21 protein-coding genes and 6 tRNA genes are annotated in these 24647 nt (G+C 59.1%); 24 read left to right on the top strand and 3 right to left on the bottom strand.

What is annotated here, in order from left to right; translation table 11 throughout:
• Positions 1-136 precede the first annotated feature (136 nt).
• Entirely contained in the window at positions 137-2173 is a 2037-nt protein-coding gene (nagE, locus tag ACJ8IL_RS04490; RefSeq protein WP_060432592.1) for an N-acetylglucosamine-specific PTS transporter subunit IIBC, read from the bottom strand.
• Positions 2174-2507: 334 nt separating this feature from the next.
• Between nagE and nagB the strand changes: the two genes are divergently transcribed.
• The 12 genes from nagB to ACJ8IL_RS04430 all read left to right on the top strand — a co-directional run bounded on the left by nagB (position 2508) and on the right by ACJ8IL_RS04430 (position 10933).
• Positions 2508-3308: a glucosamine-6-phosphate deaminase gene (gene nagB, locus ACJ8IL_RS04485; protein WP_004939952.1), complete on the top strand. Its 801-nt coding sequence runs from the start codon at positions 2508-2510 to the stop codon at positions 3306-3308.
• An 18-nt stretch (positions 3309-3326) separates the two neighbouring features.
• Positions 3327-4466, top strand: coding sequence for an N-acetylglucosamine-6-phosphate deacetylase (nagA, locus tag ACJ8IL_RS04480; RefSeq protein WP_049205765.1), 1140 nt, complete (start codon positions 3327-3329; stop codon positions 4464-4466).
• A gap of 27 nt (positions 4467-4493) precedes the next feature.
• Entirely contained in the window at positions 4494-5714 is a 1221-nt protein-coding gene (gene nagC, locus ACJ8IL_RS04475) for a DNA-binding transcriptional regulator NagC (RefSeq protein WP_004939956.1), read from the top strand.
• 67 nt (positions 5715-5781) lie between these two features.
• Positions 5782-6534 (top strand): HAD-IIA family hydrolase, encoded by a 753-nt coding sequence (locus ACJ8IL_RS04470; RefSeq protein WP_004939957.1) that lies wholly within the window; start codon positions 5782-5784, stop codon positions 6532-6534.
• A 190-nt stretch (positions 6535-6724) separates the two neighbouring features.
• Complete coding sequence (locus ACJ8IL_RS04465) at positions 6725-8167, top strand: carbohydrate-binding protein (protein WP_442516366.1); 1443 nt, start codon at positions 6725-6727, stop codon at positions 8165-8167.
• 284 nt (positions 8168-8451) lie between these two features.
• Positions 8452-10116 carry an asparagine synthase B gene (asnB, locus tag ACJ8IL_RS04460; protein ID WP_004939961.1) on the top strand — a complete coding sequence of 555 codons (1665 nt, stop codon included), beginning with the start codon at positions 8452-8454 and terminating at the stop codon, positions 10114-10116.
• Between the two features lie 218 nt (positions 10117-10334).
• Positions 10335-10411, top strand: a tRNA-Met gene (locus ACJ8IL_RS04455).
• A gap of 16 nt (positions 10412-10427) precedes the next feature.
• Positions 10428-10512, top strand: a tRNA-Leu gene (locus ACJ8IL_RS04450).
• A 30-nt stretch (positions 10513-10542) separates the two neighbouring features.
• Positions 10543-10617, top strand: a tRNA-Gln gene (locus ACJ8IL_RS04445).
• Between the two features lie 44 nt (positions 10618-10661).
• A tRNA-Gln gene (locus tag ACJ8IL_RS04440) sits at positions 10662-10736 on the top strand.
• A 41-nt stretch (positions 10737-10777) separates the two neighbouring features.
• Positions 10778-10854 (top strand) — tRNA-Met (locus ACJ8IL_RS04435).
• A gap of 4 nt (positions 10855-10858) precedes the next feature.
• Positions 10859-10933, top strand: a tRNA-Gln gene (locus ACJ8IL_RS04430).
• Between the two features lie 87 nt (positions 10934-11020).
• Here the strand turns inward: ACJ8IL_RS04430 and ubiF are convergent.
• Positions 11021-12202, bottom strand: coding sequence for a 3-demethoxyubiquinol 3-hydroxylase (ubiF, locus tag ACJ8IL_RS04425; protein ID WP_147823475.1), 1182 nt, complete (start codon positions 12200-12202; stop codon positions 11021-11023).
• Positions 12203-12399: 197 nt separating this feature from the next.
• Here ubiF and miaB point away from each other — a divergent pair, with 197 nt between their 5' ends.
• From miaB to ACJ8IL_RS04365, 12 genes are all read left to right on the top strand, one after another.
• The gene (gene miaB / locus ACJ8IL_RS04420; RefSeq protein ID WP_025301853.1) at positions 12400-13824 is read left to right on the top strand and encodes a tRNA (N6-isopentenyl adenosine(37)-C2)-methylthiotransferase MiaB; all 1425 of its coding nucleotides are present in this window, start codon (positions 12400-12402) and stop codon (positions 13822-13824) included.
• 119 nt (positions 13825-13943) lie between these two features.
• Positions 13944-14279 (top strand): zinc ribbon domain-containing protein YjdM, encoded by a 336-nt coding sequence (locus ACJ8IL_RS04415; protein WP_004939967.1) that lies wholly within the window; start codon positions 13944-13946, stop codon positions 14277-14279.
• Positions 14280-14513: 234 nt separating this feature from the next.
• Entirely contained in the window at positions 14514-15569 is a 1056-nt protein-coding gene (locus ACJ8IL_RS04410; RefSeq protein WP_025301852.1) for a PhoH family protein, read from the top strand.
• Positions 15566-16039 carry an rRNA maturation RNase YbeY gene (ybeY, locus tag ACJ8IL_RS04405; protein WP_016928766.1) on the top strand — a complete coding sequence of 158 codons (474 nt, stop codon included), beginning with the start codon at positions 15566-15568 and terminating at the stop codon, positions 16037-16039. The genes ACJ8IL_RS04410 and ybeY overlap by 4 nt, the downstream gene beginning before the upstream one ends.
• Before the next feature lie 85 nt (positions 16040-16124).
• Positions 16125-17003 (top strand): CNNM family magnesium/cobalt transport protein CorC, encoded by an 879-nt coding sequence (gene corC, locus ACJ8IL_RS04400; protein ID WP_025301851.1) that lies wholly within the window; start codon positions 16125-16127, stop codon positions 17001-17003.
• 7 nt (positions 17004-17010) lie between these two features.
• Positions 17011-18540, top strand: a complete 1530-nt coding sequence (gene lnt / locus ACJ8IL_RS04395) for an apolipoprotein N-acyltransferase (RefSeq protein ID WP_442516365.1) — start codon at positions 17011-17013, stop codon at positions 18538-18540.
• Between the two features lie 392 nt (positions 18541-18932).
• On the top strand, positions 18933-19829 hold the full coding sequence (locus ACJ8IL_RS04390) for an amino acid ABC transporter substrate-binding protein (RefSeq protein WP_025301849.1): 897 nt from the start codon (positions 18933-18935) through the stop codon (positions 19827-19829).
• A gap of 213 nt (positions 19830-20042) precedes the next feature.
• The gene (locus tag ACJ8IL_RS04385; RefSeq protein WP_019454074.1) at positions 20043-20783 is read left to right on the top strand and encodes an amino acid ABC transporter permease; all 741 of its coding nucleotides are present in this window, start codon (positions 20043-20045) and stop codon (positions 20781-20783) included.
• Complete coding sequence (gltK, locus tag ACJ8IL_RS04380; RefSeq protein ID WP_025301848.1) at positions 20783-21457, top strand: glutamate/aspartate ABC transporter permease GltK; 675 nt, start codon at positions 20783-20785, stop codon at positions 21455-21457. Before ACJ8IL_RS04385 ends, gltK begins: the two co-directional genes overlap by 1 nt.
• Positions 21457-22182, top strand: coding sequence for an amino acid ABC transporter ATP-binding protein (locus ACJ8IL_RS04375; RefSeq protein WP_025301847.1), 726 nt, complete (start codon positions 21457-21459; stop codon positions 22180-22182). The genes gltK and ACJ8IL_RS04375 overlap by 1 nt, the downstream gene beginning before the upstream one ends.
• A gap of 115 nt (positions 22183-22297) precedes the next feature.
• Entirely contained in the window at positions 22298-23230 is a 933-nt protein-coding gene (rihA, locus tag ACJ8IL_RS04370; RefSeq protein ID WP_025301846.1) for a pyrimidine-specific ribonucleoside hydrolase RihA, read from the top strand.
• Positions 23231-23378: 148 nt separating this feature from the next.
• Positions 23379-24083, top strand: coding sequence for an FMN-dependent NADH-azoreductase (locus tag ACJ8IL_RS04365; protein ID WP_049206176.1), 705 nt, complete (start codon positions 23379-23381; stop codon positions 24081-24083).
• 40 nt (positions 24084-24123) lie between these two features.
• Here the strand turns inward: ACJ8IL_RS04365 and ACJ8IL_RS04360 are convergent, their stop codons facing one another.
• Complete coding sequence (locus ACJ8IL_RS04360; RefSeq protein ID WP_025301844.1) at positions 24124-24606, bottom strand: zinc ribbon-containing protein; 483 nt, start codon at positions 24604-24606, stop codon at positions 24124-24126.
• Between the last annotated feature and the right edge of the window lie 41 nt (positions 24607-24647).

The following is a 24647-nucleotide window of genomic DNA, read 5'->3' as shown; positions in this document are numbered from 1 at the left end:
ATCGGCGCGCAGCGCACCGCCATGGGGCGAAACGGAATAAAAAAAGCGGGAAGAGATCGCTCTCTTCCCGCCAAGTCGGGGCAAACTCCGCCATGATGCGTGACCGGCCCCGGATACTACTCAGGTAAAAACGGCCTTACTTTTGGATCTCGTACAGCTTGGTCTGACCGGCGACCACCGAGCCGCTGGCCAGCGCCGCCAGGCCGGCGTAGTCGTCAGCGTTGCTGACCACCACCGGGCTTATCATCGAGCGCGCGTTAGCGTTCAGGTAATCCAGATCCAGTTCCAGAATCGGTTGACCGGCTTTCACTTCCGCGCCCTCTTCCACCAGGCGTTTGAAGCCCTGGCCTTCCAGCGCGACGGTGTCGATCCCCATGTGTACCACGACCTCAGCGCCCTTGTCGGTTTCCAGGCAGAACGCGTGGTTGGTATTGAAGATTTTCACCACGGTGCCATCCGCCGGCGCCACCACGATCTTGTCGGTCGGGCGAATCGCCAGGCCGTCACCGACCGCCTTGCTGGCGAAAGCTTCGTCCGGCACCTGATCGAGCGCCACGACTTCACCCGTCACCGGCGCCACCAGCGTTTCAAACGCGACTTTCGGTGCGTTCGGCACCGCCTGCGGTTTGACTTCCGCGGCAGGGGCCGCCGCCGGAGTCACCGCAGCCGCTACCGGGCCGGCCGCAATTACGTTGCGCATTGCGCTGGCAATCAGCTCGGCACGGGTGCCGACGATCACTTGTACGCTCTGCTTGTTCAGACGAATAACGCCCGACGCACCAAGGCGTTTCGCCAATGCGTCGTTCACCAGCGCAGAGTCCTTCACGTTCAAACGCAGGCGGGTGATGCAGGCGTCGATGCCGGTCAGGTTGTCGGAGCCGCCGATCGCGCCGACGTAGCGACGGGCCAGCGTGGTGGTTTCGTTCTCGTCTTTACCGGCGCTGCTGTTGACGTTGACGTCATAACCGTCGGTTTCGTCACCGGCAACCGCCAGCTCGCGGCCCGGGGTCATCAGGTTGAACTTGTTGATGGTGAAGCGGAACACCACATAGTAGATAACGAAGAACACCAGGCCCTGCGGGATCAGCATGTACCAGTGGGTCGCCAGCGGGTTACGCACCCACAGCATCATATCCACCAGGCCGGCGCTGAAACCGAAGCCTGAAATCCAATGCATGTTAGCGGCGATGAACACCGAGATACCGGTCAGTACGGCGTGGATCACGTACAGCACCGGTGCCACGAACATGAAGGAGAACTCCAGCGGTTCGGTGATGCCGGTAAAGAAGGCAGCGAATGCCCCTGCCATCATGATCCCCAGCACCTTCGCCTTATTCTCAGGACGCGCGCAGTGATAGATGGCCAGCGCCGCGCCCGGCAGACCGAACATCATGATCGGGAAGAAGCCCGCCTGATAACGGCCGGTGATGCCAACAACCGCTTTACCCGCGTCAATCGACTGCTGGCCGCCGAGGAAGTTAGGGATATCGTTGATGCCGGCCACGTCGAACCAGAACACCGAGTTCAGCGCGTGGTGCAAGCCGACCGGGATCAGCAGGCGGTTGAAGAAGGCATAGATACCCGCGCCGACGGAGCCCAATTTTTGGATGTGTTCGCCGAAGCTCACCAGAGCGCCGAACACGACCGGCCAGACGAACATCAGGATGTAAGCGACCAGGATCATCAGGAAGGAAATGAGGATCGGCACCAAACGGCGGCCGCTGAAGAACGACAGCGCCTTAGGCAACTCGACACCGCTGAAGCGGTTGTACACTTCGGCGGAGATGATACCCACCAGAATACCAACGAACTGGTTCTCAATCTTGCCGAACGCGGCAGGCACCTGATCGAGCGGGATCTTCTGAATCATCGACACAGCGGCCGGTGAACAGAGGGTCGTCAGCACCAGGAAACCGACGAAACCGGTCAGTGCGGCAGAGCCGTCCTTATCTTTGGACATGCCGTAGGCGACACCAACGGCGAACAACACCGCCATATGATCGATAATCGCAGAGCCAGACTTAATCAATAAGGCAGCGAAAGCGTTGTCGCCGCCCCAACCAACAGGGTCAATCCAGTACCCGACGCCCATCAAGATGGCGGCGGCGGGCAGCGTGGCGACCGGCACCATCAGCGCCCGTCCCACCTTTTGCAAATAACTAAGAATGTTCACCTTTTCCCCCTATGTTGTCCGCGGACGGACCCTATTAGTAGTTTATTTGGAGCTCTCACTACCTTTTTAGAAACAATGCTTGGCACGTATCACTCATGCCGAGTGTAAAAAATTTATTTTGTATCGCAAATTAAAACCTCCTTTTTTGTGATAAATATCACCAAAAAGTAGTCTTTCCCTCCCAGATTGCTGGCCATCACACAAAACTTATTTTATCATTCAAAAAATCAACCGGACGGACGATTCACGCGAGAATCATAAAGCTGGGTTACGCTTAGGACTCCCGCAGGCCCGTACAGTATAGCTTTAGTTTACTTATCCCAAGAGGTGTTAGATGAGACTTATCCCACTGAAAGATACCGCACAAGTCGGCAAATGGGCCGCGCGTCATATCGTTCAACGCATCAACGCATTCAAGCCAACCGCAGAGCGCCCGTTTGTCCTCGGCCTGCCTACCGGCGGCACGCCGCTGGAAGCCTACAAACATCTGATTGCGATGCACAAAGCAGGTGAAGTAAGCTTTAAGCATGTTGTGACTTTCAACATGGACGAGTACGTTGGCCTGCCGCAGGAACACCCGGAAAGCTACCACACCTTCATGTACCGCAACTTCTTTGACCACGTTGATATCCCTCGTGAAAATATCAACCTGCTGAACGGCAACGCCGCGGATGTCGACGCCGAGTGCCGCCAGTACGAAGAGAAGATCAAGTCTTACGGCAAAATTAACCTGTTCATGGGCGGCGTGGGTATCGACGGCCATATCGCGTTCAACGAGCCGGCTTCGTCCCTGGCTTCGCGCACCCGCATCAAAACGCTGACCGAAGACACCCGCATCGCCAACTCGCGCTTCTTCGGCGGCGACGTCAGCCTGGTGCCGAAATATGCGTTGACCGTCGGCGTGGGCACGCTGCTGGATGCCGAAGAAGTGATGATCCTGGTGACCGGCCACGCCAAGGCGCAGGCGCTGGAAGCCGCTGTGGAAGGCAATATCAACCACATGTGGACCATCAGCTGCCTGCAGCTGCACGCCAAAGCGGTGGTGGTGTGCGACGAACCGGCCACCATGGAACTGAAAGTCAAAACCGTCAAATATTTCCGCGAGTTAGAAGCGGAAAGCGTGAAAAGTCTTTAATCTTTGCAGGGGGCTACGATGTTCGCTTTAACCCACGGCCGAATCTATACCGGCCACGACGTACTTGATGACCATGCAGTCATTATCGCTGATGGGCTGATCGAGAGAGTCTGCCCGGTGGCTGAATTGCCCGCCGGCATCGAAACGCGCGACCTGGGTGGCGCCATCCTGGCCCCCGGGCTTATTGACGTGCAGCTGAACGGCTGCGGCGGCGTCCAGTTCAACGATTCGCTGGAAGCAATCTCGGAAGAAACGCTGGAGATCATGCAGCGCGCCAACGAGAAATCCGGCTGCACCAGCTATCTGCCGACGCTGATCACCAGCAGCGACGAATTCATGAAGCACAGCGTCGACGTGATGCGCGCTTATCTGAAAAAGCACCAAAACCAGGCGTTGGGCCTGCACCTGGAGGGGCCGTACCTCAGCCCGGTAAAAAAAGGCACTCACAACCCGGCGTTCATTCGCAAGCCAACGCAGGACATGATCGATTACCTGTGCGCCAACGCCGACGTGATCACCAAGGTGACGCTGGCACCGGAAATGGTTGAGCCGCACGTTATTAAACAGCTGACCGAGGCCGGCATCGTGGTCTCCGCCGGCCACTCGAATGCCACCTACGATCAGGCGCGCACCGGCTTCGCCGCCGGCATCAGCTTCGCCACCCACCTGTACAACGCCATGCCGTATATCACCGGCCGCGAACCGGGGCTGATGGGGGCGATCTTCGATACGCCAGAGGTCTATACCGGCATCATCGCCGACGGCCATCACGTAGCCTGGGCGAGTATCCGTAACGCCAAACGCCTGAAAGGTGATAAATTGGTCTTGGTCACCGACGCGACCGCACCGGCGGGTGCAGATATTGACCAATTTATTTTCGCCGGTAAAACAATATACTATCGGGATGGACTGTGCGTGGATGAGAACGGCACCCTGAGCGGTTCCGCGCTGACCATGATCGAAGCGGTGCGAAACAGCGTCGAGCATATCGGCATAGCGCTGGACGAAGCGCTGCGCATGGCGACGCTGTATCCGGCGCGCGCCATCGGCGTCGATCACCGTCTGGGCACCCTCGAAGCCGGCAAGGTGGCTAACCTGACCGCCTTCACCCGTGATTTCAAGATCACCAAAACGCTCGTTAACGGTAACGAGGTTTAATTCAATGAACAGCGAGTAAAATTATTGATGAGCACTGGCGGACAAGCACAAATAGGGAACGTTGACTTAGTCAAACAACTTAACGGCGCGGCAGTTTACCGCCTGATCGACCAGCAGGGCCCGATCTCGCGCATTCAGATTGCCGAACTCAGCCAGCTCGCCCCCGCCAGCGTCACCAAAATTACTCGCCAGCTGCTGGAGCGCGGGCTGATCAAAGAAGTCGATCAGCAGGCCTCCACCGGCGGCCGCCGCGCGATCTCCATCGTGTCGGAAACCCGTCATTTCCATACCGTCGCGGTGCGTCTCGGCCGCCACGACGCCACCATCACCCTGTATGACATGAGCGGCAAGTCGCTCAGCGAAGAACACTATCCGCTGCCGGAACGCACCCAGGAAACGCTGGAGAATGCGCTGTTCGCCGCCATCGCCCAATTCATCGAAGCGAACCAGCGCCGCCTGCGCGAGCTGATCGCCATCGCGGTGATCCTGCCCGGCCTGGTGGATCCGGCGCTGGGCGTGGTGCGCTACATGCCACACATCAGCGTCAGCAATTGGGCGCTGGTGGACAACCTGCAGCAGCGCTTCAACGTCACCAGCTTCGTCGGCCACGACATCCGCAGCCTGGCCCTGGCGGAGCACTACTTCGGCGCCACCCGCGACTGCGAAGACTCGATTCTGGTGCGCCTGCACCGCGGCACCGGCGCCGGCATCATCGTCAACGGGCAGATTTTTCTCGGCAACAACGGCAACGTCGGCGAGATCGGCCATATCCAGATCGATCCGTTGGGGGAACGCTGCCACTGCGGCAACTTCGGCTGCCTGGAAACCGTGGCCGCCAACGCCGCGATCGAACAGCGCGTGCGCCAGCTGCTGAGCCAGGGCTACCCGAGCAAACTGACGCTGGAAGACTGCGGTATCAACGCCATCTGCAAGGCCGCCAACCGCGGCGATCTGCTGGCCAGCGAAGTGATCGAACACGTCGGCCGCTATCTGGGCAAAGCGGTGGCCATCGCCATCAACCTGTTCAATCCGCAGAAGGTGGTAATCGCCGGTGAGATCACCGAAGCGGACAAGGTGCTGCTGCCGGCGATCCAGAGCTGCATCAATACCCAGGTACTGAAGGACTTCCGCAAAAATCTGCCGGTGGTGACCTCCGAACTCAATCATCGCTCGGCGATCGGCGCTTTCGCCCTGGCCAAACGCGCGATGCTCAACGGCGTGCTCTTGCAGCGATTGCTGGAAAGCTGATCCGCCGCTTCTGGCAGGTGTGTTATCGTCACCTCTTGCCTGCCGTAATCATGAGAAACAGCGACAAATGAAAATCAAAAACGTTATATGCGATATCGACGGCGTGCTGCTGCATGACAATACGCCGGTGCCCGGCGCCGATCTGTTCCTGGCGCGCATCCAGGAACAAGGCATGCCGCTGGTGGTGCTGACCAACTACCCGTCACAGACCGCGCAGGATCTGGCGAACCGCTTCGCCGCCGCCGGGCTGGAAGTGCCGGAGAGCGCGTTCTATACCTCGGCGATGGCCACCGCCGATTTCCTGCGCCGCCAGGAAGGCAAAAAGGCCTACGTGGTCGGTGAAGGCGCCCTTATCCATGAGCTGTACAAAGCCGGTTTCACCATCACCGACATCAACCCGGATTTCGTGATCGTCGGTGAAACCCGCTCTTACAACTGGGACATGATGCACAAAGCCGCCTATTTCGTGAGCAATGGGGCGCGCTTTATCGCCACCAACCCGGATAGCCACGGCCACGGCTTCTCGCCGGCCTGCGGCGCACTGTGTGCCCCCATCGAGAAGATCACCGGCCGCAAGCCGTTTTACGTCGGCAAGCCCAGCCCGTGGATCATTCGCGCCGCACTGAACAAAATGCAGGCGCACTCGGAAGAAACGGTGATCGTCGGCGACAACCTGCGTACCGACATCCTGGCGGGTTTCCAGGCCGGCCTGGAAACCGTTCTGGTGCTGTCCGGTGTCTCCACGCTGAGCGACATCGAAACCATGCCGTTCCGCCCGAGCTATGTCTACCCTTCCGTCGCCGATATCACTATCTTCTGATGCGGCCATGGCGGCCGCCCGGCCGCCATTATTTCCTTCTCCCTCAGCGTCAGTTTGAATTTAATTCGTTCATGGCAGCAAAAGGTTTCAGCCTGCCTGCATTAAAAATCCTCATTATAACTTTACGCCCCGCCAATAGCTGATATTGCCGGCGAGCGGAAAACCCTTACCCCTAATTAATGAGGCTACCATGAGCACAAATAACATTATTAATGCCGTCGCCGCCGATGACGCGGCCATTATGCCGTCTATCGCTAATAAAAAGATCCTGATGGGTTTCTGGCACAACTGGGCCGCCGGCGCCAGTGACGGCTATCAGCAGGGCCAGTTCACCAATATGAACCTGACCGACATTCCCGCCGAGTACAACGTGGTGGCCGTCGCCTTTATGAAAGGCCAGGGCATCCCGACCTTCAAGCCTTACAACCTGTCCGACGCCGAGTTCCGCCGCCAGGTGGGCGTGCTGAACAGCCAGGGCCGCGCGGTGCTGATCTCCCTCGGCGGCGCAGACGCGCATATCGAGCTGAAAACCGGCGACGAAGACAAGCTGAAAGACGAGATTATTCGCCTGGTGGAAGTCTATGGCTTCGACGGCCTGGATATCGATCTGGAACAGGCGGCGATCGGTGCCGCCAATAATAAAACCGTCTTGCCTGCGGCGCTGAAAAAAGTAAAAGACCATTACGCCGCCCAGGGGAAAAACTTTATTATCAGCATGGCGCCGGAATTCCCGTATTTGCGCACCAACGGCACCTACCTGGATTATATTAACGCCCTCGAAGGCTATTACGACTTTATCGCGCCGCAATATTATAACCAGGGCGGCGACGGTATTTGGGTGGATGAACTCAATGCCTGGATCACGCAGAATAACGACGCCATGAAAGAGGACTTCCTCTACTACCTGACGGAAAGCCTGGTTACCGGCACCCGCGGCTATGCGAAGATCCCGGCGGCGAAATTCGTCATCGGCCTGCCGAGCAACAACGATGCCGCCGCCACCGGCTACGTGGTCAACAAACAGGCGGTGTATAACGCTTTCTCGCGTCTCGACGCCAAAAACCTGTCGATCAAGGGCCTGATGACCTGGTCAATCAACTGGGATAACGGCAAGAGCAAAGCCGGCGTGGCCTACAACTGGGAGTTCAAAACCCGCTATGCGCCACTGATCCAAGGCGGCGTCACCCCGCCGCCGGGAAAGCCTAATGCGCCGACGGCGCTGACGGTCTCCGAGCTGGGTACCACCTCGCTGAAACTGAGCTGGGCCGCCGCCACCGGCGCCTTACCGATCGCCAGCTACACCGTCTACCGCAACGGCAACCCGATCGGCCAGACCGCCGGCCTGTCGCTGGCCGACAGCGGCCTGACCCCGGCCACCCAGTACAGCTACTTCGTTACCGCAACCGACAGCCAGGGCAATACCTCGCTGCCGAGCAGCGCGCTGGCGGTTAAAACCGCCAACGACGGCACGCCGCCCGATCCGGGAGCGCCCGAGTGGCAGAACAACCACAGCTACAAAGCCGGCGACGTGGTGAGTTATAAAGGCAAGAAATACACCTGTATCCAGGCGCACACCTCCAATGCCGGCTGGACGCCGGACGCCGCCTTCACCCTGTGGCAGCTCATCGCCTAATCGCTAATCGATTGCCGGTCAAATCGGCCGGCAATCCCGTCATCACGCTAAAAATTGCATAATCGTTAAATTTTCCCGCCAATAACTGAAAATCCGTTAAAAATCGCAGCCACGCAAACAACTATTTCTCAGCGTATGGCTAAAACGCTTGCATCTCCTGCAGCTTTAGGCGCATTTTCATAACCACAGCGCAGCAAAACCGCGTTATCGCTGATGAATCGGCAATGCTGCCCATAATAGTAAAAAACAACATCACAGTCATAAAAGCCCGTTAGGAGAGTTGTATGTGTTCTATTTTCGGTGTGCTCGATCTGAAGTCCGATCCCGTTGAACTGCGTAAGAAAGCGCTGGAGCTGTCACGTCTGATGCGCCACCGCGGCCCGGATTGGTCCGGCGTTTACGCCAGCGACAAAGCCATTTTGGCCCACGAACGCCTGTCGATCGTCGACGTCAACAACGGCGCTCAACCGCTGTACAACGCTGCGCACACCCACGTTTTGGCGGTCAACGGCGAAATTTACAACCACCAGGCGCTGCGCCAACAGCTGAGCGACCGCTATGCGTTCCAGACCGGCTCCGACTGTGAAGTAATCCTGGCGCTGTATCAGGAGAAAGGACCGGACTTCCTCGACGATCTGCAAGGCATGTTCGCTTTTGCCCTGTATGACACTGAAAAAGACGCCTACCTGATCGGCCGCGATCACCTGGGCATCATCCCGCTGTACATGGGCCATGACGAACACGGCAACCTGTACGTTGCCTCGGAAATGAAAGCGCTGGTGCCGGTGTGCCGCACCATCAAGGAATTCCCGGCCGGCAGCTACCTGTGGAGCCAGGACGGTGAGATCCGCGAATATTATCGCCGCGACTGGTTCGATTACGACAGCGTCAAGGACAACGTGACCGACGCCGCCGCCCTGCGCACCGCGCTGGAAGAGTCGGTGAAAAGCCACCTGATGTCCGACGTGCCTTACGGCGTGCTGCTGTCGGGCGGGCTGGATTCCTCGGTCATCTCGGCGATCACCAAGAAGTACGCTGCGCGCCGCGTGGAAGATCAGGAACGCAGCGAGGCCTGGTGGCCGCAGCTGCACTCCTTCGCCGTCGGGCTGGAAGGCTCGCCGGATCTGCGCGCCGCGCAAGAGGTGGCTAACCACCTGGGCACCGTGCACCATGAGATCCACTTCACCGTGCAGGAAGGGCTGGACGCCATCCGCGACGTGATTTATCACATCGAAACCTACGACGTCACCACCATTCGCGCCTCGACGCCGATGTACCTGATGTCGCGCAAAATCAAGGCGATGGGCATCAAGATGGTGCTTTCCGGCGAAGGCGCGGACGAAGTGTTCGGCGGCTACCTGTACTTCCATAAGGCGCCGGACGCCCGCGAATTCCACGAAGAGACCGTGCGCAAACTGCTGGCGCTGCACATGTTCGACTGCGCGCGCGCCAACAAGGCGATGTCCGCCTGGGGCGTCGAAGCCCGCGTGCCGTTCCTGGACAAGAAATTCCTCGACGTGGCGATGCGCATCAACCCGAAAGATAAAATGTGCGGCAACGGCAAAATGGAAAAACACATCGTTCGCGAATGTTTCGAGTCCTATTTGCCCGCCAGCGTGGCCTGGCGCCAGAAAGAGCAGTTCTCCGACGGCGTCGGCTATAGCTGGATCGACACGTTAAAAGAGGTGGCTGCGCAGCAAATTAGCGATCAACAGCTCGAAACCGCGCGTTTCCGCTTCCCGTACAACACGCCAACGTCGAAAGAAGGCTACCTGTACCGCGAAATCTTCGAAGAGCTGTTCCCGCTGCCGAGCGCCGCCGAATGCGTACCGGGCGGCCCGTCCGTCGCCTGCTCGTCCGCCAAGGCCATCGAGTGGGATGAATCGTTCAAGAAGATGGACGATCCTTCCGGCCGCGCCGTCGGCGTGCACCAGGCCGCCTATAAATAATTGCGCGGCATTTCCCTCAGGGCGGGCCTTTTGGCCCGCCTTTTTGTTGCCTTTTCCCCCCGCCAACTGCCTGAATTGCCGATTTTATCGCCATAATGTTCACAACCCAGACAAACGGCGCTTCCGGGGGCTTTTTCGGGAAAAAACTTGTTGACGCAAATCGGTCATATACGCATAATGCGCCCCGCAACGCCGATGAAGGCAAAGCAAAAAAAGAGGGCTACGTAGCTCAGCTGGTTAGAGCACATCACTCATAATGATGGGGTCACAGGTTCGAATCCCGTCGTAGCCACCATCTCTTTTTTGTATTTGCGGGAGTGGCGAAATTGGTAGACGCACCAGATTTAGGTTCTGGCGCCGCAAGGTGTGCGAGTTCAAGTCTCGCCTCCCGCACCATTTCTCTTCATCGTCGGCGCAGTATGTTGATGGGGTATCGCCAAGCGGTAAGGCACCGGTTTTTGATACCGGCATTCCCTGGTTCGAATCCAGGTACCCCAGCCATATTCTTTCGGGAATGGGGTTTCAACATAAGATTTGTTTGCAGGTGGGGTATCGCCAAGCGGTAAGGCACCGGTTTTTGATACCGGCATTCCCTGGTTCGAATCCAGGTACCCCAGCCATAACAAACTGCTTGCAAATCAAAGAAGTAAAAAGTAACATCGGCTACGTAGCTCAGCTGGTTAGAGCACATCACTCATAATGATGGGGTCACAGGTTCAAATCCCGTCGTAGCCACCATAATTGGGGTGTCGCCAAGCGGTAAGGCTCTGGTTTCTGATACCAGCATACCCAGGTTCGAATCCTGGCACCCCAGCCATATTTAGAAAAGCCCGCTTAGGCGGGCTTTTTGCTGTCTGGCGTTCGGCCAATCCTAACGGGCCCAGCCACCGCTGAGCCCTGTCGGTTACAATCCCAAGGCGTACTTCAACGCATGCTCTTTCAGCTTGCCCGCCCGCTGCGCGGCCATCAGCGCCAGATTGCGCGCCACGGTCAGCGGCGCCAGGTTATTGCTGAAGGCGGTATAGAACAGATCCATGCCGCTCTGCATCAACAGATTGTCGGTACGGCGGCGGCGTTGATAGCGCAGCAGCACCGCCTCGCCGCTCCAGTCTTCTCCCTGCTCTCGCGCCTCGCTCAGCACGTTCAGCAAGGCATCCACATCGCGATACCCCAGATTGACGCCCTGCCCGGCCAGCGGGTTGATGGTATGCGCCGCATCGCCCACCAGCGCCAGCCCCGGCAGCACGTAGCGCTGCGCATGACGCCGCGTCAGCGGGAACGATCCGGCAGCGTGCACCTTGACCGGGCCCAGTCGTGCCGGGAAAGCGGTAGCGATTTCGCGCTCCAGCTGCGCCGGCGGCATCGCCTGCAGTTGGCGAATGCGCTGCGGGCTGTCATACCACACCAGCGACGCCCAGCTGTCGTACAGCGGCAGGAAGGCGCGCGGCCCGGACGGGAAGAAGCGCTGCCAGGTCACATCCTGCTGCGGCGCGCCGGTATCGACGGTGATCAACATGCACGCCTGACGATATTGCCAGCCGTTGGTGCCGATCGCCGCCAGCTTGCGCACCTGCGAGTTGGCCCCGTCGGCACCGACAACCAGCCGCGCTTGCAGCGTCTCGCCGCTGTCCAGCGTCAGTTGCCAGGCATTGTCCGCCCGCTGCAGCGATTGCAGCCTGGCGGGGCACAGCAGCGTCAGGTTGGCGCACTGCGCGAACTGTTGCCACAGCCCCAGCTGCAGAATGCGGTTTTCCACCATAAAGCCCAGCTCGGGCAGCCCCAGGGACACCGCGTCGAACGCCACGCGCGACGACGCCCACTCCCAGGTCTCCAGCCGGCGATACGGCGCCGTACGCATCGCCGTCACGGCCTGCCAGGTGCCGAGCTGTTTCAGCAGCCCCACCGAGGTGCAGCCGATCGCGGAAATGCGCAGGTCCGGCGGGCTTTGCGCCTCGAACGCCTGCGGCGCCTGATGTTCCAGCAACGCCACCGACCAGCCCGCCTGCGCCAGCCCCAGGGCCGCCGCCGCGCCGACCATGCCGCCACCCACCACCACCGCGTCATACCGATTTTGAGATGTCTTCATATTGGCTATGTTTTCTATGTGAATGCTCGCCATCCCACCCGACATGGCGTTTTGCGCAGTGTACCGGATTTTCGCTTCGGCTTCAGGTTGCGTGCCATTTTCCCCCGCGCTGGTCACAACGGCGGCAAATGATTACAATACGCGCCCTGCATGTCGCGTAACGCAACTTTCGCTCCGCACTGAGTAATGGCAAGTCAATGACGAAAAAACTACATATCAAAACCTGGGGCTGCCAGATGAATGAGTACGATTCATCAAAAATGGCCGACCTGTTGAACAGCACGCACGGCTTCGAGTGGACCGACAACGCCGAGGAAGCGGACGTGCTGTTGCTGAACACCTGCTCGATCCGTGAAAAAGCGCAGGAGAAAGTTTTCGCCATGCTGGGGCGCTGGCGCTTGCTGAAAGAGAAGAATCCGTCTGTCATCATCGGCGTCGGCGGTTGCGTGGCCTCGCAAGAAGGCGAACTGATCCGCAGCCGCGCGCCTTGCGTCGACGTGGTATTCGGCCCGCAGACCCTGCACCGCCTGCCGGAAATGATCAATCACGTTCAGGGCACCCGCAGCCCGGTGGTCGATATCAGCTTCCCGGAGATCGAAAAATTCGACCGCCTGCCGGAGCCGCGCGCCGAAGGCCCGACCGCCTTCGTGTCGATCATGGAAGGCTGCAACAAATACTGCACTTTCTGCGTGGTGCCTTACACCCGCGGCGAGGAAGTGAGCCGCCCGAGCGACGACGTGCTGTTCGAAATCGCCCAGCTGGCGGCGCAGGGCGTGCGCGAGGTCAACCTGCTCGGCCAAAACGTCAACGCTTACCGCGGCGCGACGCATGACGGCGATATCTGCTCATTCGCCGAACTGCTGCGCCTGGTGGCGGCCATCGACGGCATCGATCGCATTCGCTTCACCACCAGCCACCCGATCGAGTTCACCGACGACATTATCGCGGTGTACGAAGACACGCCGGAGCTGGTCAGCTTCCTGCATCTGCCGGTGCAGAGCGGTTCGGACCGCATCCTGACCATGATGAAACGCGCGCATACCGCGCTGGAGTATAAGGCGATTATCCGCAAGCTGCGCAAGGCGCGGCCGGCCATCCAGCTGAGCTCCGATTTCATCGTCGGTTTCCCGGGCGAAAGCCAGGCCGACTTCGAACAGACCATGAACCTGATCGCCGACGTCAACTTCGACGTCAGCTTCAGCTTCATCTATTCGTCGCGCCCCGGTACGCCGGCGGCGGACATGGTCGACGACGTCAGCGAAGAAGAGAAAAAGCAGCGGCTGTACATTCTGCAGGATCGCATCAACCAGCAGGCGCTGCAGTTCAGCCGCCGCATGCTCGGCACCGTCCAGCGCATTCTGGTGGAGGGCACCTCGCGTAAAAGCGTGATGGAGCTGGCCGGGCGCACGGAGTGCAACCGTGTGGTAAACTTCGAAGGCACGCCCGACATGATCGGCCAATTTGTCGACGTGGAAATTACCGAGGTGCTGACCAACACCCTGCGTGGCGCAGTGGTGCGCACCGAACAGCAGATGGATCTGCGCGTACATGAATCCCCGCAGTCGGTGATCGCCCGTACCCGCAAAGAAAACGCGCTGGGCGTCGGCATTTACCAGCCCTGACGCCGCGGCGGCCGCCTTATCGCCGCCCGTTCGCGCTACTCCTTACCGTTTCTCCGCCGGGCGTCCGCGCCCGGTGATGTTCTTTTTTTATTTTTTTATTGTTGAAGAGGCGACATAACATGCAACTCCCACACTGCCCGAAGTGCAACTCCGAATACACCTACCAGGACAATGCCCTGTTCATCTGCCCTGAGTGCGCCCACGAGTGGAGCGACAGCGCCCCGGCGGAAGATCAGGACGCGCTGATCGTCAAAGACGCCAACGGCAACCTGCTGGCGGACGGCGACGCGGTCACCGTGATCAAGGATCTGAAGGTCAAAGGCAGCTCCTCGATGCTGAAGATCGGCACCAAGGTGAAAAACATTCGCCTGGTGGAAGGCGATCACAACATCGACTGCAAAATCGACGGTTTCGGCCCGATGAAGCTGAAATCCGAGTTCGTGAAAAAGAACTGATTCCCAGCGGCCTTGTTCTGTGATGACGCGGCGGGCTTTGCGCCCCGCCGCGTTTTTTCCTTATCTTCCCTTGAATTCCGCCGACGGCGCACAGATAGATCAGCGGTAAACTTGCGCCGTTGCGGCGCACCATGAATAATTCAAGAAAGAGAGTATTCAGGCTCGCCCTGAACGCGCGCGTCCCGGACGCGCTATGTGACATCAACCAGGCCCGATGTGACCTAGAGGAATAGTTTGAACGTCGCAACACAAGAAATTTTGTTAGAGCCCGCAGACAACAAGCGTTTGCTCAGCCTGTGCGGCCCGTTTGATGACAACATCAAGCAACTCGAGCGCCGATTGGGCATCGAAATCAATCGCCGCGACAACCGTTTCAAGCTGGTCGGCAAAAACCTGTGCGTGGTTGCCGCCGCCGATATCCTGCGCCATCTGTACGTGGATACCGCGCCGATTCGCGGCGTGATCCCGGATATCGATCCGGAGCAAATCCACCTGGCTATCAAAGAGAGTCGGGTGCTGGAACAGGTGGCCGACAGCGTGCCGGATTACGGCAAGGCGGTCACCATCAAAACCAAGCGCGGCATGGTGAAACCGCGTACGCCTAACCAGGCGCAGTACATCGCCAACATTCTCGATCACGACATCACCTTCGGCATCGGCCCGGCGGGCACCGGCAAAACCTACCTGGCGGTCGCCGCTGCGGTGGATGCGCTGGAACGCCAGGAAATTCGCCGCATTCTGCTGACCCGTCCTGCGGTCGAAGCCGGCGAAAAGCTGGGCTTCCTGCCCGGCGATCTGAGCCAGAAGGTCGATCCTTATCTGCGCCCGCTGTACGACGCCCTGTTCGAGATGCTGGGCTTCGAGCGCGTGGAGAAGCTCATCGAGCGCAACGTGATCGAAGTCGCGCCGCTGGCCTATATGCGCGGCCGCACGCTGAACGACGCCTTTATCATCCTGGATGAGAGCCAGAACACCACCATCGAGCAGATGAAGATGTTCCTGACACGCATCGGCTTCAACTCGAAGGCGGTCATCACCGGCGACGTCACCCAGATCGACCTGCCGCGCAACCAGAAATCCGGCCTGCGCCATGCGGTGGAAGTGCTGTCGGACGTGGAGGAGCTGAGCTTCAACTTCTTCCACAGCGAAGACGTGGTGCGCCACCCGGTGGTGGCCCGCGTGGTCATCGCCTATGAGGCCTGGGAAGCCGCCGAACAGAAACGCAAAGACGCGATTGCCGAGCAACGTAAGCGCGAGGCGCTCGCCGCCTCCGAGCAGGAGACACCATGAGTCAGGTGATTTTGGATCTGCAGATTGCCTGTGAAAGCAGCGACGGCCTGCCGGATGAGGCCACCTTCCAGCGCTGGCTGGAAGGCGTGCTGCCGCAATTTCAGGAAGAGGCCGAGGTCACCGTGCGTCTGGTGGACGAAGCGGAAAGCCACGAGCTGAACCTGACCTACCGCGGCAAAGACAAGCCGACCAACGTGCTCTCTTTCCCGTTCGAAGCCCCGCCGGGCATCGAGCTGCCGCTGCTCGGCGATCTGATCATCTGCCGCCAGGTGGTTGAGCAGGAAGCGATTGAGCAAGGCAAAACGCTGGAGGCCCACTGGGCGCATATGGTTGTCCACGGCAGTCTTCATCTGCTAGGGTATGACCACATCGAAGACGATGAAGCCGAAGAAATGGAGTCTTTGGAAACCGAAATCATGCACGGACTGGGTTATCCTGATCCGTACCTGGCGGAAAAAGACCCCGTCTGACGTCAGCCGTTTACCCCACAGCCCCCATGCGGGGCTGTCGCTGACGCCCCTTAACTCTGACATGAGTGACAGTAACTAAAACGCCATGAGCGACGACCATTCACAAAGCAATGACAGCCCCAGTCCCAAGAAGGGGTTCTTTACTCTTATCCTTAACCAGCTGTTCCACGGCGAGCCCAAAAACCGTGGCGATCTGGTCGAGCTGATCCGTGATTCCGAACAAAACGACCTGATCGATCCCGATACCCGCGACATGCTGGAAGGCGTGATGGATATCGCCGAACAGCGCGTGCGCGACATCATGATCCCCCGCTCCCAGATGGTGACGCTCAAGCGCAACCAGACGCTGGAAGAGTGCCTGGACGTGATTATCGACTCCGCCCACTCGCGCTTCCCGGTGATCAGCGAAGACAAAGATCACATCGAAGGCATCCTGATGGCCAAGGATCTGCTGCCGTTCATGCGCGCAGACTCCGAGCCGTTCAGCATCGACAAAGTGCTGCGCACCGCGGTGGTGGTGCCGGAAAGCAAGCGCGTCGACCGGATGCTGAAAGAGTTTCGCTCCCAGCGCTATCACATGGCGATTGTCATTGACGAATTCGGCGGCGTGTCCGGCCTGGTCACCATCGAAGATATCCTGGAGCTGATCGTCGGCGAGATTGAAGACGAATACGACGACGAAGACGATCTGGATATCCGCCAGCTCAGCCGCCACATGTACACCGTGCGCGCGCTGGCGCCGATCGAAGACTTCAACGACGCCTTCGGCACCCATTTCAGCGACGACGAGGTCGATACCATCGGCGGTCTGGTGATGCAGGCCTTCGGCCACCTGCCGGCGCGCGGGGAAACCATTGAAATCGAAGGTTACCTATTTAAAGTTGCCATGGCAGACAGTCGACGTATCATCCAGGTTCATGTAAAAATTCCGGACGACTCTCCACCACCGAAACTGGAAGATTAAATCCAACATGGCTAAAGCCTCATTACTTGAACGCCAGTGGATTCGCGCCCTGCTGGCGCTGTTGTCAGGTGCCGGCGGGACGCTGGCGTTCTCGCCCTACGATTTCTGGCCCGCGGCCATCGTCTCCCTGTTCGGCCTGCTGGCCGTTACCCTCAATCGCACCACCAAACAGTCTGCCCTGCTCGGCTTTGTCTGGGGCTTCGGGTTGTTCGGCAGCGGGATCAACTGGGTGTATGTCAGCATCGCCGATTTCGGCGGCATGCCCTTCGCCGTCAACATCTTCCTGGTGGCGCTGCTCGCCGCTTACCTGTCGCTGTATACCGGGCTGTTCGCCGGGCTGCTGACGCGCCTGTGGCCGGCCACCCGCTGGTGGCGGCTGGCCATCGCCGCGCCGGTGCTGTGGCAGGTGACCGAATTCCTGCGCGGCTGGGTGCTGACCGGCTTCCCGTGGCTGCAGTTCGGCTATAGCCAGATCAACGGCCCGCTGAAGGGCATCGCGCCGCTGCTGGGCGTCGACGCCATCACCTTTGTGCTGATGGCCATCGCCGGCCTGCTGGTGTACGCCGTCAATCAGCGCCGTCTCTCGGCAGCCGTGATTGCCGCCGCGCTGCTGCTGTTGCCGTGGCCGCTGCGCCAGCTGCAGTGGTTTACCCCGCAGCCGGAGAAAGCGGTGAACGTCGCCATGGTGCAAGGCAACATCGCTCAATCGATGAAATGGGATCCGAAAGCGCTGGTCAGCACGCTGCAAACCTATCTGGACGAAACCCGTCCCTACATGGGCAAGGCGCCGATCGTCATCTGGCCGGAATCCGCCATTCCGGATTATGAAGCCAATCAGAACGGCTTCCTGACGATGATGGACGACCTGATGCGGGCGAAGAACAGCAGCCTGATCACCGGCATCGTCGACGTGCGTGCCACGCCGCAGGGCCAGCAAATCTACAACAGTGCCATCGTGCTCGGTGAACCGACGCCGTACAGTTACCCGGCCAACGATCGCTACAACAAGCACCACCTGGTACCGTTCGGCGAGTTCGTGCCGCTCGAGACGCTGCTGCGGCCCCTGGCGCCGTTCTTCGACCTGCCGATGTCCTCCTTCAGCCGCGGCGACTACGTACAACCGCAGCTCAGCGTACGCGGCTACAACCTGACGGCGGCCATCTGCTACGAAATCGTGTTGGGCCAGCAGGTGCGCGATAACTTCCGCCCGGACACCAACTTCCTGCTGACCATCTCCAACGATGCCTGGTTCGGCCACTCCATCGGCCCGTGGCAGCACTTCCAGATGGCACGCATGCGGGCGCTGGAGCTCGGCCGACCGCTGCTGCGCAGCACCAATAACGGCGTCACCGCCGCGGTGGACGCGAATGGCGAGGTGATCGCCGAGATCCCGCAGTTCACCCGTCAGGTACTCGAAGTGAAAGTCACGCCGACCACCGGCCTCACGCCTTATGCGCGCTTCGGCGCCACGCCGCTGTGGGTGATGACCCTGTTGCTGGGCGGCTGGGCGCTGATGTTGGGCCTGCGCCGCAAATAGCCCTCTTCGTCGGGGCGCACCCGCTGCGCCCCGCTTTCCCGTCAAATCTTCCCTCAGTCAGAAAACGCCGTTAAATCAACGCGGCTGGCACACTCCTTGCTTTTATCTATGGCGACATCGCGCGCCGGTTTACTTTTGCTGACGTTTTGTCGCACCTGCGCACATTTTGGGTGCATTGAACGCACCGCACGGGTGCGCCGACGTTTTGTTGCATTGATTTGGTGCGCGCGGCGTCTCAAAAAATGAAACATTTTAGTTTCAAGGTGTTCACAATCGGTTATTTTTTAACAGCGTTCAGTTCATAAGACTATCTTTATAACTTGAGCAATAAACAGTCGATTTAACCTGACGCTCTTTAGTCAGAGCCACAACAACAGTAAAGGAGTTGGACCATGCAAATGCGTAAATTGGCGTTATCGTTACTGCTGCTCGGTGCGGCAGGTAGCGTGGCGCACGCGGAAGACCTGACCGGTACGCTGAAAAAAATCAAAGACAATGGCGTGATCGTTGTCGGCCACCGCGAATCGTCAGTGCCGTTCTCCTACTACGACAACCAACAAAAAGTTGTGGGCTACTCTCAGGACTACTCCAACCAAATCGTTGAAGCCGTTAAGAAAAAGCTGAATGCACCGAATCTGCAGGTGAAAATGCTGCCGATTACCTCGCAGAACCGCATCCCGCTGCTGCAAAACGGCACCTATGATTTCGAGTGCGGCTCCACCACCAATAACCTCGAGCGCCAGAAACAGGCCGCCTTCTCCGACACCATTTTCGTGGTCGGCACCCGCTTGCTGGTGAAAAAAGGCTCCGACATCAAAGACTTTAAAGACCTGGCCGGCAAACCGGTGGTGGTCACCTCCGGCACCACCTCTGAAGTGCTGCTGAACAAGCTGAACGACAGCGGCAAGATGAACATGCGCATCATCAGCGCCAAAGACCACGGCGACTCCTTCCGCACTCTGGAAAGCGGCCGCGCGGTGGCCTTTATGATGGACGACGCCCTGCTGGCGGGCGAGCGCGCCAAGGCCAAGAAGCCGGATCAGTGGGAAATCATCGGCACACCGCAGTCGAAAGAAGCCTACGGCTGCATGCTGCGTAAAGACGATCCTGCGTTCAAGAAACTGGTCGATGACACCATCGCCCAGGCGCAAACCTCCGGCGAAGCGGCCAAGTGGTTTGATAAATGGTTCAAGCAGCCGATTCCACCGAAAAACCTCAACATGAACTTCGAACTGTCGGACGACATGAAGCAGCTGTTCAAAGAACCTAACGACAAGGCATTGAACTAAATAGAATGACAGCCGGGGCGGCCGCCAGGCCAAACCGGCCCAGTTGATGACTGGGACAGACAGGTATGAGGGGGGCCGTTCCCCTCCCTCATTTTCCCCAACGCGCATCACCGACATCCGCACACAATAAGCCAGCCAGACTGGCCGCGCGGCGATCGGCGCTCATCAAGTCATCAATCTTCGGCGCTCTGCGCCCGTTTACCGGAGTTTGTTATGTCAATAGATTGGAACTGGGGTATCTTCCTGCAGCAGGCCCCGTTTGGGAACACCACTTACCTCGGCTGGATCTGGTCCGGCTTTCAGGTCACGGTGGCCCTCTCCGTCTGTGCATGGATTATCGCTTTCTTCGTCGGTTCGCTGTTCGGTATCTTGCGTACCGTACCCAACCGCTTTCTTTCCGCCCTCGGCACCTGTTACGTCGAACTGTTCCGCAACGTGCCGCTGATCGTGCAATTCTTTACCTGGTATCTGGTGATCCCCGAGCTGCTGCCGGCCAATATCGGCACCTGGTTTAAAAGCGAGCTGGATCCCAACGTGCAGTTCTTCGTCTCTTCCATGCTTTGCCTGGGATTGTTTACCGCCGCCCGCGTTTGCGAACAGGTGCGCGCCGCCATCCAGTCCCTGCCGCGCGGCCAGAAAGCGGCCGGCCTGGCGATGGGCCTGACGCTGCCGCAAACCTACCGCTACGTGTTGCTGCCGAACGCCTACCGGGTGATCGTGCCGCCGATGACCTCGGAGATGCTCAACCTGGTCAAAAACTCCGCCATCGCCTCTACCATCGGGCTGGTGGACATGGCCGCGCAGGCCGGCAAGCTGTTGGATTACTCCGCACACGCCTATGAATCCTTTACCGCCATCACGCTGGCTTATATCGGCATCAACGCCGTTATCATGCTGTTTATGCGTCTGGTCGAAAAGAAAGTGCAGTTGCCTGGCAACCTGGGGAGTAAATAATGTACGAATTTGACTGGGCGTCGATCGTCCCAAGCTTCCCGTTTCTGCTGCAGGGCATGGTAATCACGCTGAAGATCACCGTGACCGCCATCGTGGTCGGCATTCTGTGGGGTACCGTGCTGGCGGTGATGCGCCTGTCGCCGTTCAAACCGATCAGCTGGTTCGCCACCCTGTACGTCAACCTGTTCCGCTCGGTGCCGCTGGTGATGGTGCTGCTGTGGTTCTACCTGGTGGTTCCAAGCTTATTACAACAGGTTCTAGGCTTATCGCCGAAAACCGATATTCGCCTGATCTCGGCTATGGTAGCCTTTTCCCTGTTTGAAGCGGCCTATTACTCGGAAATCATCCGCGCCGGCATCATCAGCATCTCGCGCGGCCAATCCTCCGCCGCGCTGGCGCTGGGCATGACCCATTGGCAATCCATGCGGCTGGTGATCCTGCCGCAGGCGTTCCGCGCCATGGTGCCGCTGCTGCTGACCCAGGGCATCGTCCTGTTCCAGGATACCTCGCTGGTTTACGTACTGAGCCTGGCCGACTTCTTCCGCACCGCGTCGACCATCGGCGAACGCGACGGCACCCAGGTTGAAATGATCCTGTTCGCCGGCTTTGTCTATTTTGTTATCAGCCTCGCCGCCTCGGCGCTGGTAAGCTATTTGAAGAAAAGGACTGTTTGATGATATCCCTGAAAAATGTTTCTAAGTGGTACGGTCACTTTCAGGTGTTGACCGATTGCACCACCGAAGTGAAAAAAGGCGAAGTGGTCGTCGTCTGCGGTCCTTCAGGTTCCGGCAAGTCCACCCTGATCAAAACCGTCAACGGCCTCGAGCCGATCCAGCAGGGCAATATCCTGGTGAACGGCACGCCGGTCAACGACAAGAAAACCAACCTGGCGCAGCTGCGTGCCAAGGTAGGCATGGTGTTCCAACACTTTGAGCTGTTCCCGCACCTGTCTATCATCGACAACCTGACGCTGGCGCAGGTGAAAGTGCTCAAGCGCGACAAATCCGCCTCACGCGAGAAGGGTCTGAAGCTGCTGGAGCGCGTCGGCCTCTCCGCCCATGCCAACAAGTTCCCCGGTCAGCTGTCCGGCGGCCAGCAGCAGCGCGTCGCCATCGCCCGTGCGCTGTGCATGGATCCTATCGCCATGCTGTTCGATGAGCCGACCTCTGCGCTCGATCCGGAAATGATCAACGAAGTGCTGGACGTGATGGTCGAACTGGCGAACGAAGGCATGACCATGATGGTGGTAACCCACGAAATGGGCTTCGCCCGCAAGGTGGCGAATCGAGTGATCTTTATGGACGAAGGCAAAATCGTCGAAGACCGCAACAAAGACGATTTCTTCAACAACCCCGAGTCCGATCGCGCCAAGGATTTTCTGGCCAAGATCCTGCACTAAACGCTCTGCCTATGCGCCCCGCCAGGGGCGCATCTTTTCCCCCGGCACTAAAAGCGCTTGTTTCTCCCCGGTTTTGATCCGATGCTCGCTGGATAACAAACAGAGGAGAAAGAACATGCCCCGCCCTATTATCATCGATTGCGATCCTGGCCTCGACGACGCCATCGCGCTGGCTATGGCGCTGCGTTCGTCAGAACTGGACATCAAAGCCATCACCACCTCCGCCGGCAACCAGACGCCGGAAAAAACCCTGCATAACGCGTTGGGCCTGTTGACCCTGATGCAGCGCGAGGACATCCCGGTCGCCGCCGGCGCCAGCGGCCCGCTGATGCGCGAACTGGTGATCGCCGACTATGTCCACGGCAAAACCGGCATGGGCAACACCCACCTGCCGACGCCGACAATCAAACCCGATCCCCGCGGCGCCGTCGAGCTGATCGCCGACTTGCTGCGCGCCAGCCCGCAGCCGATAACCCTGGTGGTGACCGGCCCGATGACCAATATCGCCCTGCTGCTGGCCCAGCATGCCGAGCTGAAAAGCCATATCGAACGCATCGTATTCATGGGCGGCGGTATGAACGCCGGCAATACTACGCCTGTCGCGGAGTTCAACATCTTCGTCGATCCCGAAGCCGCCGAAATGGTGCTGAAATCCGGGGTGCCGCTGACCATGGCCGGGCTGAACGTCACCCATCAAGCGCTGGTGTTGCCGCAGGATATCGAGCGCATTCGCCAGATAGACAATCCGGTCGCGCAGGCGGTCGCGGAGATGCTCGATTTTTACCTGCCGCTGTACCTCAGCCATCCGCGCGGCCTGCCCGGCGCTGCGATGCACGATCCCTGCACCATCGCCTGGCTGCTGGCGCCGCAGCTGTTCACCGGCGTAGAACGCTGGGTCGGTGTGGAGACCAAAGGGGAATACACCGTCGGCATGACGGTGGTGGACTATTTCCAGCAAACCGGCAACGCGGCCAACGTGGAAGTGCTGACCGGCATCAACCGCGAGGGTTTTATCGATCTGCTGGCCGAGCGCCTGGCGCGTTATTGATCCCATCGGGGCGCGCTCGCGCCCCTCCTTCAACTTTTTTGATTTAACTCAGCGAATTTTTGCGCTATCACTGTTGATGGCTTGCCTCTACCATGCGTTTACACCGACTGACATCGTCACCGATTAAACTTCGCCTGGAGATAAGCCAATGAGCCGCGTACTGGTCCTGAAATCAAGTATTCTGGGTGAATATTCCCAGTCTGGAAAATTAGTCGATTTTTTTGTTGAACAATGGCGTGAAGCTCACCCAGAAGACACGTTCACCGTGCGCGACTTGGCTAACCCAACGCTGCCGGAGCTGGATGGCGAAGTGATGGCTGGCTTTACCGCCGGCGACAACCCGCTGACGCCGCATCAGCAGAGCACCCTGGCGCTTTCCGATGAGCTGATTGCCGAGCTGAAGTCGCACGACACGCTGATCATCAGCGCCCCGATGTACAACTTCAACATCCCGACGCAGCTGAAAATCTACTTCGATCTGATCGCCCGCGCCGGTCAGACGTTCCGCTACACCTCCGCCGGTGCCGAAGGGCTGGTGACGGGCAAGAAAGCGATCGTCATCTCCAGCCGCGGCGGCATCCACGCCGACACGCCGACGGATCTGATCACGCCGTACGTGAAGCTGTTCCTGGGCTTTATCGGCATCACCGACGTTGAATTCGTGCTGGCGGAGGGCTTCGCCTACGGCCCGGAAGCGGCGGAGAAAGCCGCCCAGGACAGCCGCGTCGCGGTCGCGCAGAAAATCCCGGCCGGCGTCGCCGTACCGGCCAGCGCACCGGCGCAGGCGCAAGCCGCCCCAGCAGCCGTCAGCGGCGGTTTCCTGAGCAACTTGCTGAAGAAACTGTTCCGTTAAACGCCGGCCTTAGTGTTCCCCGCCCTGGCGGGGAACGTCATCAAGGCTCAAACGGCCGACGCTGGAACTGGTCGTGACCGCATTTCGGGCAAAGCGGCAGCACCTCCGGCGTGTAAAACGCCAGATGGTAGTGACACTGCTCGCACACCAGATTGCCCAACCCCACCACTTCACCGCTGTGATAAACGCCGTGATGGCTGACATCCTTGAACACTTCACGCCACTCCAGCTGGGTTTTGTCGGTGATATCCGCCAGTTCCTGCCACAGGCTCTCTTTGATCACCCGCATAAACACGCTGTCGGTAAACTCGTCCCGGCTTTCCTGATAGCTGCGGGCGAACTCTTCCAGATCGCGCCGCACCGCCTGCGTCACCTGCCGCACCTCGTCGCGGGTCAGATCTTCGGCCTCGTTCAACCGCCGCTCCGCGCTGGCCACCAGTTCGTCGATATCGCGTTCACCGTTTTTCAGGCGTTCGGTCAGTGATGCCACCAATTCGCGGTAATACTGAGCAACCTTGTTCATAGACTCTCCTCGATAAACGCTGCGCCGGGCTTGGCTGTAGG

Source organism: Serratia sp. CY47444 (assembly GCF_052168635.1).
GTDB lineage: Bacteria > Pseudomonadota > Gammaproteobacteria > Enterobacterales > Enterobacteriaceae > Serratia > Serratia bockelmannii.
Note: the sequence above shows the minus strand (reverse complement) of the source record. Positions and strands in the feature narration are given on the sequence as shown.